Annotated in this window: 16 protein-coding genes; 6 read left to right on the top strand and 10 right to left on the bottom strand. The window is 63.0% G+C overall.

Annotated elements, in window-relative coordinates; genetic code table 11:
* Positions 1–67: 67 nt before the first annotated feature.
* Positions 68–631: a hypothetical protein gene (locus ABH926_RS42670; protein WP_370372251.1), complete on the top strand. Its 564-nt coding sequence runs from the start codon at positions 68–70 to the stop codon at positions 629–631.
* Positions 632–1,771: 1,140 nt separating this feature from the next.
* On the opposite strand, the gene ABH926_RS42665 is transcribed toward ABH926_RS42670, so the two are convergent.
* The 3 genes from ABH926_RS42665 to ABH926_RS42655 all read right to left on the bottom strand — a co-directional run bounded on the left by ABH926_RS42665 (position 1,772) and on the right by ABH926_RS42655 (position 3,872).
* On the bottom strand, positions 1,772–2,197 hold the full coding sequence (locus ABH926_RS42665; protein ID WP_370372249.1) for a MarR family winged helix-turn-helix transcriptional regulator: 426 nt from the start codon (positions 2,195–2,197) through the stop codon (positions 1,772–1,774).
* Positions 2,198–2,534: 337 nt separating this feature from the next.
* Complete coding sequence (locus ABH926_RS42660; RefSeq protein WP_370372247.1) at positions 2,535–3,077, bottom strand: RNA polymerase sigma factor; 543 nt, start codon at positions 3,075–3,077, stop codon at positions 2,535–2,537.
* A 465-nt stretch (positions 3,078–3,542) separates the two neighbouring features.
* Positions 3,543–3,872, bottom strand: coding sequence for a hypothetical protein (locus ABH926_RS42655; RefSeq protein ID WP_370372245.1), 330 nt, complete (start codon positions 3,870–3,872; stop codon positions 3,543–3,545).
* 352 nt (positions 3,873–4,224) lie between these two features.
* On the opposite strand from ABH926_RS42655, the gene ABH926_RS42650 reads away from it, so the two are divergent.
* The 4 genes from ABH926_RS42650 (at position 4,225) to ABH926_RS42635 (ending at position 7,205) form a co-directional block, all read left to right on the top strand.
* Positions 4,225–4,974, top strand: a complete 750-nt coding sequence (locus ABH926_RS42650; protein ID WP_370372244.1) for a hypothetical protein — start codon at positions 4,225–4,227, stop codon at positions 4,972–4,974.
* A 208-nt stretch (positions 4,975–5,182) separates the two neighbouring features.
* Positions 5,183–5,515, top strand: a complete 333-nt coding sequence (locus tag ABH926_RS42645; protein WP_370372242.1) for a hypothetical protein — start codon at positions 5,183–5,185, stop codon at positions 5,513–5,515.
* 207 nt (positions 5,516–5,722) lie between these two features.
* Positions 5,723–6,148, top strand: coding sequence for an integrase core domain-containing protein (locus tag ABH926_RS42640; RefSeq protein ID WP_370372240.1), 426 nt, complete (start codon positions 5,723–5,725; stop codon positions 6,146–6,148).
* A 625-nt stretch (positions 6,149–6,773) separates the two neighbouring features.
* The gene (locus ABH926_RS42635; RefSeq protein ID WP_370372238.1) at positions 6,774–7,205 is read left to right on the top strand and encodes a leucine-rich repeat domain-containing protein; all 432 of its coding nucleotides are present in this window, start codon (positions 6,774–6,776) and stop codon (positions 7,203–7,205) included.
* Here the strand turns inward: ABH926_RS42635 and ABH926_RS42630 are convergent.
* Entirely contained in the window at positions 7,135–8,232 is a 1,098-nt protein-coding gene (locus tag ABH926_RS42630) for an integrase core domain-containing protein (RefSeq protein WP_370372236.1), read from the bottom strand. The genes ABH926_RS42635 and ABH926_RS42630 overlap by 71 nt on opposite strands.
* A gap of 193 nt (positions 8,233–8,425) precedes the next feature.
* Here ABH926_RS42630 and ABH926_RS42625 point away from each other — a divergent pair, with 193 nt between their 5' ends.
* Entirely contained in the window at positions 8,426–8,773 is a 348-nt protein-coding gene (locus ABH926_RS42625; protein WP_370372235.1) for a hypothetical protein, read from the top strand.
* Positions 8,774–8,885: 112 nt separating this feature from the next.
* On the opposite strand, the gene ABH926_RS42620 is transcribed toward ABH926_RS42625, so the two are convergent.
* From ABH926_RS42620 to ABH926_RS42595, 6 genes are all read right to left on the bottom strand, one after another.
* The gene (locus ABH926_RS42620; protein WP_370372233.1) at positions 8,886–9,080 is read right to left on the bottom strand and encodes a hypothetical protein; all 195 of its coding nucleotides are present in this window, start codon (positions 9,078–9,080) and stop codon (positions 8,886–8,888) included.
* A gap of 288 nt (positions 9,081–9,368) precedes the next feature.
* Complete coding sequence (locus ABH926_RS42615) at positions 9,369–9,746, bottom strand: hypothetical protein (RefSeq protein WP_370372231.1); 378 nt, start codon at positions 9,744–9,746, stop codon at positions 9,369–9,371.
* A 49-nt stretch (positions 9,747–9,795) separates the two neighbouring features.
* Positions 9,796–9,945, bottom strand: a complete 150-nt coding sequence (locus tag ABH926_RS42610; RefSeq protein WP_370372229.1) for a hypothetical protein — start codon at positions 9,943–9,945, stop codon at positions 9,796–9,798.
* A gap of 137 nt (positions 9,946–10,082) precedes the next feature.
* Positions 10,083–10,484 carry a hypothetical protein gene (locus ABH926_RS42605; RefSeq protein ID WP_370372227.1) on the bottom strand — a complete coding sequence of 134 codons (402 nt, stop codon included), beginning with the start codon at positions 10,482–10,484 and terminating at the stop codon, positions 10,083–10,085.
* A 524-nt stretch (positions 10,485–11,008) separates the two neighbouring features.
* Positions 11,009–11,884, bottom strand: coding sequence for a hypothetical protein (locus ABH926_RS42600; protein WP_370372225.1), 876 nt, complete (start codon positions 11,882–11,884; stop codon positions 11,009–11,011).
* 147 nt (positions 11,885–12,031) lie between these two features.
* Positions 12,032–13,021 carry a 3-oxoacyl-[acyl-carrier-protein] synthase III C-terminal domain-containing protein gene (locus tag ABH926_RS42595; protein WP_370372224.1) on the bottom strand — a complete coding sequence of 330 codons (990 nt, stop codon included), beginning with the start codon at positions 13,019–13,021 and terminating at the stop codon, positions 12,032–12,034.
* Positions 13,022–13,663: the final 642 nt, after the last annotated feature.

Genomic DNA, 13,663 nt, shown 5'->3' with positions numbered 1-13,663 from the left:
TGAGTGTGCATTTTCCTGCACGCCGGGGTGAACTGTAGTGTCGGATGTCTTTGGTAGGAGGTTCCACGTGGCGTCGGTGTGGGGGAAATTTGAGGATCAGCAGCGGGTTCAGTGGGATTGTGATCCACTGGACCGGATTGGTCCTGTGGCCTTTGGGATGCGACACCAAGAGGTCTCTGCGGCAGTCGGCGCGCATTTTGACGAGAAGCCCATCGCGCTGACGCCGGAAGGGGCCGTCATCTACTCGGAATTCGCTATCAAGGATGCGAGATTTCTTGCGCCGTCCTCGGCGATGACGGCCTATTACGACACGTCGGAGCGCCTGTATTGTGTCGCGATCAACGCTCGGTACGGACCGCAGGTTTCGCTGGACGGCTTGCGCTTGGTGGGCAGGATTCCGTCCGAGGTGGAAGACGAGTTCACGAGCTACCTTGAGGAGCGGTCGCTTAGATTGGTGTTCTCTCAGTTTTGGGACCCTTCTGCTCCAGAGATCGGTCTGGTCATCAGGGCCCAACGTGTCGACGATGTGGTCTTGAGTCGGCCGGTCTTCGTTTCACGCGAGTATTCCGAAGGATGCGGAGACGTCGCTTCGGAGAGGATTCCCCCGGAAGAGTGGCGCCGGTATAGCTAGATTCTCGACTTCTAATTTAGTGGTCGTAGGTTCGATTGCGGCCTGTTGGCGCTACGCGCAACGAGGCTGGCTTGCGGGAACGGGTCGAGCGATGGCCAGTGGGTCCTGTCCCGGTCCTGTTCGAACGGCGCGCTAGATGACGCGGCATGAACCGGCAGAGCTCGACAGGGTCCGGGTACGGTCCGGGGACGGACGTCCCGGGATGGTCTGGCATCGCCCGATACGACCAGGTAAACTCGAGTGTGAGCACAGTGGATGTGGTGGTGGCCAGCTACATGGGTTGATAGTAAGCGTCATATGACAAGACCCTGATCTGCGGCGCTTCTAATCCGATGGTCGCAGGTTCGAATCCTGCCGGGGGCACTCGTTCAAACTCTTGTTCACCCCGGCTGAGCTGGGGTTTTTGCTTTCCCCGAGTCGAGTCGTCGCGACTCTTGGTGCGAGTGTTCGAGTCGCGGGCCCGAGTTTCGGGAAATGCAGAAGTGTCCGGGTACGGTCCGGGTACGGCCGTCCCGACTCCGTACCTGATCTTGGTTGCGGGTTCGATTTTTCGTGGCGGTGGATGTCGCTTTGTGTCGTCCGGCCAGATGGGTCGATTTGAAGCCCTGGGAAACGGTATTGCCAGGTCACGGGTAGTGTCTGAGTGCGTCGCGTGCTGCCGGACAACCCTGTGGCGTGGCAATCCGTGCCACGCGGTCTCTACCGTCTTGGCAGAAGCGTCCGGGTACGGTCCGGGGACGGACTCGTATAACTGACCCTGCCAAGCCAGGCATAGTCCACGCGCGCTTTACCAAATTCGAAAGCCTCTCGAAGCCCATGCGATCGTCAAGCAGCTGCGCGAGGAGACGGAGACGAAGGTCGGGGCACATCCACATCCCGAGATCGACAAGCTCGGCAAGACCATCGAGGCGGTTGCTGCGGCTAACGAACGCAAGTACGCCAGTCTGCTCCAGCAGCTCCACGACGCGGGCCGAGGGCTCATCGGACTCGGCGAGTCGCTGACCAAGATCCAGTTTTAGTCGCCTTGGCGGAGCTGATAGACGTGTGCCAAAATCTCGGCGAAAGCTTGGCAGCACTCTGAAGGATTTCGACCGAGCTCGGTAAACCGCTGCCCGGTGTCTTCTCGAAAAAGACGAGCATTCAGTCGTCGACGCGCCGACGGCTGCCGCGCTGGTCGTCGAGCCGGCCGAGAACTCCCGGCAGGCGCTCCAGCAGCCCGACGAGCTGGTCGAACTCCTCGTCGGTGTACGAGCGGCGCAGCGAGCGGTCCAGGGCCCGCACCCGGCGCTTGGCGGCCTCGTAGGCCTCCTTGCCGCGTGCGGTGACCTCCGCGTCGATGACGCGGCCGGCCCCACGGCCGAACTTTCGGGTGATGTAGCCCTTGCGCTCCAGTGCGGCCACCAGCCCGACCATGGCCTGCGGTGTCACCGAGACCGAGCGGGCCAGCGTCGCCGAGGAGGCGCGGCGCAGGTGGACCAGCGTTTGCAGGACGCCGTACTGGGCCTCGGTGAGGTCGAGTTCGGCGAGCAGGCGTGTCATGTGCTGGGCGAGCTCACGGTCGCACATGGTGACCAGCCACGGCAGGTAGCCCGTGGAGGGTCGGTAACGAACCGGGCGATGCACCCGGTCGGCCGGCGAATCAGACGTCAAAGGAGGGAGAAACTCGTCATCGTCCGGCTCGAAAACAGTGACAGATGTGGCTGCACGGATTTCCCCGGAGCCAGCGGCGGCCCGTTTCGCTGATCTCGCCATGTTCTGGCGTTGGGCGACCTGCGTAGAGTGAGGGACGTTTGCTGGGCTCCGTTTGGCAGACGAGGTCTCGGCTAGGTACGGCTCTAGGGCATCGGCGATGTCCGTGTGTACCGACGACAGCCACTGGTCAAAGTCGGCGTCGGGGTTGAGGTCATCTGCCATCGATGTCACCACCTTCCGGCGAACGCGCGGTGTAGACCTTGTCCTGCTCCAATTTTGCCCGAAGAGCTGTCCGAGCATGTCTGATATTAGAAGCCACTGTCGACTCCTTGGTCATGACAAGCTCGGCGATGTCTTTGTTAGCCATGCCTTCCATGTGCAGGGTAAACACCTGCCGCTGCTTCCACGGTAGCTCTCGCAAACGTGCCAAAACCAATCGGTGCTCCTCCTTGAGCATGACCACGTCTTCAGCCCCTGCGATCGAACCTAGGCCGGGCAATTGGCGCAACTCCCTTGTCGTTGCCGACACACGTTGATGCGCGCGGTAGGTGTCGACTGCCAGGCGGTAGGCAGTCGTCCTGCACCAGCTTTTGAAGCGTTTGACCTGAGCCCGGTGGATCCAGAGCCGTTCGTAGGTGTCTGCCGCTGCATCTTGCGCCTCATCGAGGGACAGCCCAAGGCTGAGCAGGTACACGATCAGGTGACGACGGTCCTCTCGGATGAAGTCCTCAAGCGCTGGCAACGGTTCCGGCATCGGCGCAGGGTCCGTTCGGCTGGAAGTGGAACGTGACGTATCGGAACTGTCGTACACCAAATCAGCCCTCGTTGTCACTGTGTCGGCCACGCACCACCATGGATTCACACACAAGTGCCACCACCAGCAACAGGGTCGCCAACGCAACGACTGCGAGTGACCCGGTGGCCAAGTACAGCGCGCCGAGGCTGGTCGTCAGGGACTTTGGGCGCAAGACCAACGCCGCCTGCTCCGACGGGCCGGCATCGGAGGCACCTCTGTCTTCGATGTCTGTCACGGGTTATAGACGACGACGGGCTCGGGTTCATGCAATCGACATCAAGACAACCGTCGGCGTTGCCCAACCACCAGCGAGCATACCGGCCGGATAAAACGCCCAAGAGAGTCGAGACGTCCTCGAACAGGCGACTTCACCTGAAAACCATCCGATGCGGTGTGGACGCTACGACCCTCTATGAGCGCGTGTCACAGTGAGCTGCGAATCTCCGCCCGCTGGACGTTCTCCCAGGCGGGAAGGTAGTCGGGATGGTCCCGCCACTCCTCGCCGGCAGCAGTCAGGTGATCCCAGGCGAGCGCAGCCTGTTCGATGTCACCGCGGTTCACGAGATCCACGATGTATGCGGTAAGACCTGTGATACCCAGCTTGTGGGCGTTCGAGATGCGGCTAAAGCGGTCCATGGCGTCGGAGCTTAAGGTCTCGTCGCCGATGGTCGCCTCGAACTCCTCGTTGGCGCGCTCGATGATAAAGGCGTACACCGCCTCGGCGTCGTCGGCGGTGGGCACAGTGATGGGCATGGCGTTGTTCCTTGCTAAATGAGCACTCGGAATGGGCTCTTGCTGGAACAATCCTAAGCGCACTACGGGCGAACAAGGAGGTAGAGGGGCCTACTGCCTACCCTCAATGCGGTCGTCATCCTGCTGGTAGTCGCCGTCGGTCCAGGCGCCGACGAGACCGGGCCGGGCTTGGTACTGCGGCAACAGTCCATCGGCCGCCCCGCGTGGCGAGGGCAACGCAGGCGCACTGAACCAGTGACGTGAAGACGCACTCCACTCATGTTAACAACTCCTTCACCTGGTCAAACACCAGACTACGCGGCAACCAGGAAGCAGGTGGACGCGACCAGCTTGGGCGCCCGATTGTTAGGCCATGACGAAGACAAACCACTTGGAAGGGCTGGACCAGCTTCGTGCCCTCCTCACCCCCGATCTTTACCAGCACGTAGATGCCGGCGACCGGGCCGCACTGGTTGGCTGGGGAACCCTGTTCAGCACCGTCCATTACACCGACGGCATGGTCCGCCTGCATCAGGCAGAGAACTGCTTCGCGGTCGGCCCAATACGGCGCTCCGCGATGGAGTACGCCATGACCACCGTCTGGCTCGCCGACGCAGGCGATGCTGCGGTAGACGCGATGAACCTCGCACATCAAGATAAACAGGGCAAACTCCTCGACGGCATCACCGCCGCAAACGCCTGGGACCGCTTCCCTGCCGAAGCTCAGGCCATCGCGCAGGCGAATAAGGACACGCAGCTACCCAAAGCCAGCGAAAGCGTGTACCTCCGCATGACGCACCAGCTCGACCGATACGACGTCAACCTAGACGTGGACGGCAAGATCCCGCTGCGGCTCTGGTACACCGCCGAGTCCCAGATGGCGCACCCAAGCATGATCGGGGCACAGATGTTCTTCAAGGATGGCGAGCCAGTAGAGCTGCACATGATGCCCAGGCACGGCGAGGTCGTCCCGTGCCTGCACATCGCTCTGATCCTGCTCTACACCGCCATGCTGGCGTACAACCAACTCCTAACCGGCAGTCCCTGGACCGACGATCTCCTGGCCGTCGCCAGGACCTACGACCTTGACGAGGTGCTGCCAGCGCGACAATCCGGCAACTAGAAACCGTGGTGGCTGAGGGCGCCGAGAAATCCATCCGTGCAGGTCGCGGTCTTGCGGCAGCACTTGCGGTCCGGCGATGATCGAGACTCGTGTGTATACGCCTTCTGTTCTTGATCGTCTCCCGTACGCTCGCGGCTTTACCGCTTGCTCGTCGCGATGAGACCTCGAAGAGCCTCGAGATCCTGCTGTTGCGCACCAGCTCACCGTCGTGCAGCGTCAGTTTGGTCAGTCCCGGCTGGCGATGTCGTGGGCCGATCGGGCACTGATCGCCCTGCTGCTCGGCCTGATCCCGAAGGTTCGGGATCGCAGGTTGAGTCTGCTGGTCACGTCCGGGACGATTCTGCGGTGGCGTCGCGACATCCTGCGCCGCCGCTGGGCCGCGAAGTCCCTCCCGAAGGGCCGTACGCCGGCGCGCCGGAACATCAAAGCGCTGGTGTTGCGGATGGCCAAGAATAACGAGCACTGGGGCTATCGGCGCATCGCGGGTGAGCTGGCCGGCCTGGGAATCAAGGTCGCGCCGTCCACCGTATGGATATTCTGAAGAAAGCCGGTATCGACCCGGCGCCTCGTCGCAACAGTCCCACGTGGGCGCAGTTCCTGCGGTCCCAGGCCGAGGCCCTCTTGGCCACCGACTTGACTTCTTCAGCGTCGAACTACTCGACGGCACGACCACCTATGTCCTGACGATGATGGAGCATGCCACCCGCCGGATACGGATCCTTGGCGCCACCGCGCATCCGACTGCCGCGTGGACCGTGCTGACGGCCCGCAATGCCCTGACGGACCTCGAAGAGCACGCCAGCTGGTTCAAGTACCTGACCGCGATCACGGCCTGCAGTTCACCATCGCGTTCGACGCGGTTTTCAAGGCCGCGGACATCGAGATCGTTACCACCGCGGTGCGTACCCCGGTCATGAACACAATCCAGGAACGCTGGCACCGGTCGGTACGCACCGAGCTCCTGGACCGCACACTCGTCTGGAACCTGGCGCATCTACGGACCGTCCTGGCCGAGTACGAGAGGTTCGTCACCGAGCATCGCCGTCACCGAGCCCTCGACCAGGCCGCGCCACTACGACCGCTTCCCGACAACGTCATCGACCTCGACCAATTTCGCGTCGCCCGGCGCAGCCGTGTCGGAGGCGTTCTCCATGAATACCACCTGATCGCCTGACCTTCACGGACGGGCTTCTCGGCACGCTCAACCTTTGGCCGCTTCATCGTCGCGAGCGGGTTGGCGTCGACGGCGTCCTCGTCGGCGGCGTAGGCGAGGAAGGAGGACACGGCGGACAGCCGGCGGGCGATGGCGGACTCGGAGATCGTGCGCGCGCCGTCCTCGTCGACGGTGGTCCGCATCGACTCGGCCCACGCGGCGGCGTTGGCGCGGCGGGTGTCCAGGAGTCGTCGATGTCGTTGGCTGCGAGGAATGCGGCGTACTGGTCGAGATCGCGGGAGCAGGCGCGCCGGGTGTTGTCGGAGCGGAACTCGGCGAGCCACGCGGCGACGAGAGCGCGGGTGCGGTCCGGTATGCCGTCGGACGCGGCGACGGCGGTACCGGTCAGCGTCGTGATTTCAGAGCCCATGGATACAGGATGACAGTAATTATCATGTATTCATATAATTCCGAAAGCGCTATACGCGGGCGTGGACGATCACTCGCCATCGACGACAGGCACTCGCGCGAAGGTCAACGAAACACTCCGTGACGAGGCGACTGCTGGAAAGATAAGTTGAGCTTGCAGCGACACCGGGTCTGGTACTGCAAGATCGTCTGAGGCAGCACGCAGAAGGGGGCAGGGGTGGCAAACGAGGGTGATGAAGCGGCCCGTCGCATCGAGCAAGCATTTCACGACTGCGCGGCAGTCCTCGATCTTGCTGGGGTTGAAATAAGAGGGCTGCCGGAGTCGATCGGCAACCTCACCGCCCTCACCACTTTGGACCTGTCCGAGACCGGGTTGACTGTGTTGCCGGAGTCGATCGGCAACCTCACCGCCCTCACCACTTTGGACCTGTCCGAGACCGGGTTGACTGTGTTGCCGGAGTCGATCGGCAATCTCACCGCCCTCACCACTTTGGACCTGTCCGAGACCGGGTTGACTGTGTTGCCGGAGTCGATCGGCAACCTCACCGTGTCCCTGCCGAGAACTCCGTCCGTGCTGGTCAGGCGGCAGGTCGGTATTCGTGGAGGGTTCCACCGAGGCGATCGTCTCGGAGGATGCATAGCCCGTTGATCCGGTCTGGTTCTGTGATGGGTGTCGGGACCGCACGCAATGGCGCGGCCTGATTGAGTCCCTGGTGAGGGCGGTGAAAGTTGTAGTGGATCTCGAACTCGCGCAGGACGTGCATGAGGTGGCGGGTGTTCCAGATCAGGACCCGGTCCAGGAGTTCACGGCGGCAGGTGAGCACCCAGCGCTCCATGACTGAATTCATGCGTGGCATCCGGACACCGGACAGGACGACCTTGATGCCGGCGTCGTGTAAGACGGCGTCGAAGCCAAGCGGATACTTCCCGTCCCGGTCGCGGATCAGATACTTCACTGTCAGGCCTGCATCCTCGATGTCCATGACCAGGTTCCTGGCAGCTTGGGTAACCCAGTCTGCGGTGGGGTGGATGGTGGCGCCCAAGACTCGGATGCGGCGGGTTGCGTGCTCGATGACCGCCAGTACGTGCAGCCGTTGCCCGGTTAGCGTGACGGTCTCGAGAAAGTCGCAGGCCAAGATTGCCTCGGCCTGGGAGCGTAGAAACGCAGACCACGTAGTTGTGGCCCGTTCGGGAGCGGGCTCGATACCCTCGGCCTTGAGGATTTCCCACACGGTTGATGCTGCGACTTTCACGCCGAGTATGGCCAGCTCGCCGTGGATCCGGCGATAACCCCACTGCGGGTTCTCCTTCACCAGCCGCAGCACCAGCATCCGGATCGAGCCTACCGTCCGAGGTCGACCCGTTCGCCTGGGACGGCTGGCCCTGGCGTGACGGCTCCGCATCAGATCCCGGTGCCATCGCAGCACGGTGTCCGGACGGACCAGAAGCTGCAGGCGATGCAACACATCTCGAGGCAACGGCGCGAGCAGAGCGGACAGGAACGCACGATCGGCACGGGTGAACCCCGGCCGTGACGGACCCAGCTGCCGCTGCAGGACAGCGAGCTGGTGCCGGAGAACGAGAATCTCCACGTCCTTGTCACGATCACTTATCGGCAGCAGCCGCAGCGCGGAGAACGCGTTCGTGACAGCCAGGTAGGCCAGACGCATCAGCACACAGGCCATCATGCCGCTGTCGCCAACCAGGCACCCCCGATCGGCGTCCTACACCGTTGACCTGCACGGACGAACTTCTCGGCAGGGACAGGGTCCGCACTCGATCTTATTCGAAGTGCCCTGCACCCTACTGACTCCCAGACTCACGGAATCCGGGCTTGTCGCTTGTCCGGGAGGCCTTACTGTCGGCGTCATGCAGTCTTCTGATGAGATCCGCGCCGCGACCGAGATCCTGAAGCGCCAGGCCGCGGCCGTTCGGCAGGCGTTCCGAACGCCGGCCCCCGAGGGCCTGACCAATGACGAGATCCTGGCTTGGGAGAGGGCAGGGGAGGCCGCATACCAGGAGTGGAAGCTCCAACTCGCCCGGATCCTGTTCGAGATGTACGCCCCGGACGACGACCCGAGGCTGAGCTGCTGCTGCGGGGGTTACCACGTCGTAGCACGGCATCGGTACCCCGAAGATGGCGAGCGGGAGATTCTGGTCGGGCCCTGCCAGGCCGAGGAGGAGATCGAGGCCCGGGTGGCAGCGGCCGGCCTCTGAACACGCCGCCACCGGACTGGGGGACCCGGTGACGCGAACAGGCCCCGGCATCGCAACGCGGTGCCAGGGCCTCTGCATGATGAGCGCGGCCAAGACCTCGGCCGCTCATCAGTCACGCGGCGAGCCCCAGATCCTCGATGAACACGCCTTCGGCGACCAGCAGACGAACCAGGTTCGCGCCGGTCGGCCTCGCCTTGTAGTTCCGCCAGTTCGCGACGAACGACTCCTCGTCCTTCACGAAGGCGATCACGTGGTACCCGACCGTGAGCCAGAACAGGACCGTCGCGAGCGATACGACCGAATGCACGGCCGGCAGGACGCCTCCCCGGTGTAGGTCCTCGGCGCCGCCCTGGCGGACTAAGGGACGCCGTCTCTTGTCTCAGTGGCCGCCAGTGCAGAAGCAGAAGGAACTAGTGCACGTGTAGCAGCTAGGCCTGCCGTAGCACCGATGACACCGGTGGGTCTGATTGCAGTAGTACGGCTCCGCGTGGTGCTTAACCGCCTCGGGATCGGCCTCGTCGTAGCTCTGGTGGCACGTAGAGCATTTCGTCATGGCGCCAGATTGTTCCCCATGTGAGGTCTCAACCGCGCGTGCTCAGCGGTTCCACTCCAACGTCTGCCCGTTGACGGAATAGATCACCTTCACGGGGTCGCCCGACTGCGCTGCAGGAACATCGAACGGGACGAGACCCGACCGGCACTCACCCACCGGCACCGCCTTGGTGTCGTCGTTGGGGTAGAGCGCGGAAGGGAAGTCCCTAGGAGACCAAGCGCTGAGCGGATCCGCGGTTGTGTCGTCGCTGAACAGCAGAGACCAATCCTGCCAGCTGAACCCCACCGGGCTGCCGTCGGCGCTGGACTTGAGACAGGCCTTAACAGCGACCGTCGCGATGCGGGCATCGGCGGACAACAACTCGGCGTTGGCACCGGCACGGCGACTGGAGTAGTTGCTGACGGTGAACGAAATTTCCACGCCGGAGTCGCTCAGAACTTGCGTAGCTCCGAGCTTCCACTCACTGCCGCTACTGCTCGGCGGGACGGTTGGGGTGGAACTCTGCGTCGAAGCAGACACGGGGGTCGATACCGCCGTTGTGCTTTGCGGCGCCGATGTTGCGGCTGCTGCAGGCGCTGATGAAGCTCGGGCTGCTGCGCTGCCGGAGCCACCTGAGCACGCCGCCAAGGCCAGCACCAGCGCGCACGTAGGGACTGCACAAAAACGTCGTCCGAACTGCGCCCCGCGATTGCTCCGCTCCATGTGACCCCCTGGCGTCGTTGATCCCTGCTGGCTGGACCGTGTACTTGGCAACAGCTAACGCTGGTCGAGGTCGCGAAGGTCGTAGTACTGCTGCGGTGCCGCGTGCGGGTCGTAGGCCGGCCGCTGCTGCCGTCCCCGGCGCGCCGACGCGGTGTCGACGGTCTGCCCGATCGGGTTGTGCCGCCAGCACCAGCGCAACGCCAGGAACAAGCCGTAGTAGAACCAGATGCACAGCCAGAGCTCGAACTCCATCATCCATGCGAAGGCGTAGAGCATGGCGAGGAACAGCCCAGACAGGCCGTAGATGCGGCTGAGCCGCCACGGCGGTATGGAGTACAGCCAGGGCCGCGGCTGACGGTTCCCGGCAAGGCGTACGCCGTGGCGGTGATGATGGTGTCGGCCGCCGAGCCGGCCTGAGACGCGCACACCTGGTGCGACCTTCATGCTGATCCGCACGTTTCCCCCTGCCCGATCTAGTGGGCTGAAGGTACTGCCTGAACGTCCTGTTCGGAACTGGTCGGGTGTTGTTGCCGGAGCTTGAGGTAGATGGCGGCGGCCAGCACCAACGTGCCGACCGCTGCGGTGCCGACGTCTACAGCCCAAATGATCAGGAACAGGTGAAGCGCCCCGGGTTGGCGCCACGGTCATGGCTTTGACAGTCGGGTCAGGGCCGTCCTCTGACCTGGCTGTCAAACGGAGGAGCATGGCATAGTCCCGGTGCGGTTCACAACTCCGGTGCCGTCAAAGGAGTCGTAACTTCTAAAGCTCTCAAACGCCAGTGCTACGGCAGGGCCGACTTCGATCTCCTCAGGCGCCGCATCCTCCTGACGCCGTAGACGTCATGTGATCGTTGCCAGACCCGAAATAGGTGATCGTCCACACGCCCCGGCCCGATGTCGTACTACCACTACATGATGCACGCGCTCTGCGACCCAATGTGCATTGCCGCACGCAACATTCCGAGCAGTCGAACTGGTAGTTCACCAGCAGCTCACAGGGCGCAGCCACGCTTCGAACAGCCGCTCGGCGCACGGATCGAAATCGGCCACGAGGATGCGACGATCGGGATCCCAATGGTCCGCCAATGCCGCCCAGGCGCTCGTGCAGAGTTGGTCGGCAGCCCCCGCGACAAACTGGGTCCCGAAATCTCCGTTGGACAGAGGGCGGAGCCTCTTGCACAGTTCGCGACCCATGATGATCAAGAGGTCCGGGTCCTGGGCCGCGTGCGCACGCAGCGCTGTGCCCGGATCCAGGGCAATGCCCTCAGTCAACGATTCGAGTTCGAGCATAGCGTCCGCATCTCCGCTGGTCAGCAAGACCGCGGCATCGATGATCGGGTCGGAATGCAGATCCCTGTCGCGGAACGGCAGCGTCGTTTGGTCGATCACCAGTACTGCGCCCTTCTCGGGCGCGGCTCGGGATGGGGCTTGGAGGATCCGCAACGCCGTGAAGCCGGCGCCCACACCCTGCCCCGACACGGAGTGCACCTCCGGTGCACCTGGGTACCGGTTGGCGATATAGCAGCCCGCTACCTCGAGAGGGCACGAGTCGAATATGTGGTAGGCGAGTAAGAGCCTTTCGAGAGGAGGAAGCGGCCCGTCGAGGCTGTCCAGCAGTTCGCCGGCCATATCGATAAAGGAGTGCCCGCCGCCCCGCGCATAAAGCTCATCGTCCAGCAACTCGCCGAAGGACTTCGAGAGATCCTCGAAGATCCTGCGGTCCAAATCCCTGAGCGGCTCTGGCCGCCGGGAAGGGAAGCTACGTGCGATGGGCCGGCTGAGCCGCAGCGTTGCGCGATCCCTTCGACGATCCTGAGCGGCGACAGCACCGTCATCGCCAGCCAGCAAATGTTTCATCGCTGCTCCAATGCATGTACGTGGGTGACGGCCCTTGAGTCCGCCGCCCGAAGGGGCAGACTCAAGGGCTTCGGGTCCGGCACGCCCGCGTCTAGGGGTTCTTTACAGCCGGTTTCGGTGGTAGAGGTCGTGCGGTACATGCCCATCTCATACGGCTCCATCGTCCGTCACCAGAACGGCCGCGGAAAAGGTGCCGCCTTGTCCTGCGGACGCGGCAAGGATGGTGCGTCCGGGACTGATCCTGGACTCGGCACGAGCGGCGATGAGGTTCAGAAACGGATCCGCGCCGTAGCAGTGCCCGAGTTTGGGTATGTTGTCAAGATAGATCCGGTTCACGGGATAGTCGATCTCGCGCGCGACGGTGGTCCAGGAGTTACGGTTCGCATTGTGTGGAAGAATAATGTCGATATCGTCCCAGGTGACGTCGGCATCGTTCAGTGCGTCGAGCATCGTGGCGATCATCTCGGAGGTGTAGGTCCGTCGGTACCGCCGCAACGTCTCCTTCGACATATACAAGGACTCGTAGTACTCGCCGAGAGCACGGTGGGCTGCTCCTATGAGCAGATCACCCGTGCCGTCCAACCCCACTAGGACCGCGGCGATCGCTTCACCCATCACCGAAGTCTGGGGAATGTACTGCAGGACCGGCGATAGTGCCTTCTCGCCTATCAGGAGCAGCGCCGTGCTGCCCGGAGGTTCCGCGACAAGCAGGCTTTGGGCCAACCTCAGGGCGGTCAGGCCGATGACACAGCCCTGGTGGCAGATGGAGAAGGCCCGTGCTTGATCAAGCCGCAACCGCGACCGCAGGACGTCCATTGTGCGCTCGGCGGGAGCAGCGAGGTGTTGGTTGGTGTGCGCGTGAATCAAATACCGTACATCGCCGCACTCGTCGAGTGCCGCCTCTCCGGCAGCGGTGAGCATGTCGAGCAGGGGCAGACCGTCTGCCGTCGCGATCTGATCCAGCCCCTGGAACGAGGTGAGAAGTCTGATCTCGCTCCGGCTCAGTCCAAAGCGATTCTCGAGCTCCGGGATGGTGGATCGGCTTCCGGGCACGAACGACGTCACCCGTTGTAGCCGAAGGGGCTGTCGGCGGAGCACCTTCGGGCTGTTGTTGCGGTTGATTTCAATGGAATTCACGACACAACTCCAGTACGGCCGTAGTGCTGTAGAGCTCGTGCTCAGCCTGTTCGACGGCAAACTTCCACGCTTCGTGGGGCACGTAAGCAGTCATCTCCCCGCCTTCCTCAGTGGAGACCCGCGTCATGAAGTCCGGTGCTTCAACTCGATCCACCGCCGCCGCAGTGACCTGCAACAGTTTGAATGCACCCCCAAATCAGAGTGTCCACCGCGGCCAGCCCACCTCGTCGGATATCACCGACGAAGTCCGTGATCGCGCCGCGCAGCGAAGGCGAGCGTCACGATCGAACAACATATACGAGGGCTGAAAGCGCTGACAGGCAGCCGGGCGGCAGATCGCCCGCTGAACTTGCCGCCTGCATTGCCTGGCTCTTCCTCACGTTCGATGTCCGACTTGACAGTCGGAGCCAGCCGATGGCAGCGTCATGAGCCAGGTTTCACCAGGTATGACAGTCTGTTTCAACCACCACGACATCCCTAGCCACCCGGTTCAGCTCGACTCAGCCGTGCAAGGACAACCCTCATTCACGGGTTTCGCGGTTGTGGCTGTCGGCGTCTGCGATTTTCCCCAGGGCTGTGTCGGCCTATTTCCTCAGGCCCGGGTCCTCGGTTGATGTTCTATCGTTGATCGTCTCGTGCTGT

The sequence above is a fragment of the Catenulispora sp. GP43 genome, assembly GCF_041260665.1.
Taxonomy (GTDB): domain Bacteria; phylum Actinomycetota; class Actinomycetes; order Streptomycetales; family Catenulisporaceae; genus Catenulispora.
The sequence above is the reverse complement of the archived record's forward strand: the minus strand, read 5'-3'. Positions and strand labels throughout refer to the sequence as shown.

Bases quoted from the DNA above. Each gene is read 5' to 3' on its own strand.
- ABH926_RS42625 (WP_370372235.1), top strand. From the start codon at position 8,426: ATGCAGTCTTCTGATGAGATCCGCGCCGCGACCGAGATCCTGAAGCGC.
- ABH926_RS42650 (WP_370372244.1), top strand. From the start codon at position 4,225: ATGACGAAGACAAACCACTTGGAAGGGCTGGACCAGCTTCGTGCCCTC.
- ABH926_RS42600 (WP_370372225.1), bottom strand. From the start codon at position 11,884: ATGAAACATTTGCTGGCTGGCGATGACGGTGCTGTCGCCGCTCAGGAT.
- ABH926_RS42665 (WP_370372249.1), bottom strand. From the start codon at position 2,197: ATGTGCGACCGTGAGCTCGCCCAGCACATGACACGCCTGCTCGCCGAA.
- ABH926_RS42655 (WP_370372245.1), bottom strand. From the start codon at position 3,872: ATGCCCATCACTGTGCCCACCGCCGACGACGCCGAGGCGGTGTACGCC.
- ABH926_RS42660 (WP_370372247.1), bottom strand. From the start codon at position 3,077: ATGCCGGAACCGTTGCCAGCGCTTGAGGACTTCATCCGAGAGGACCGT.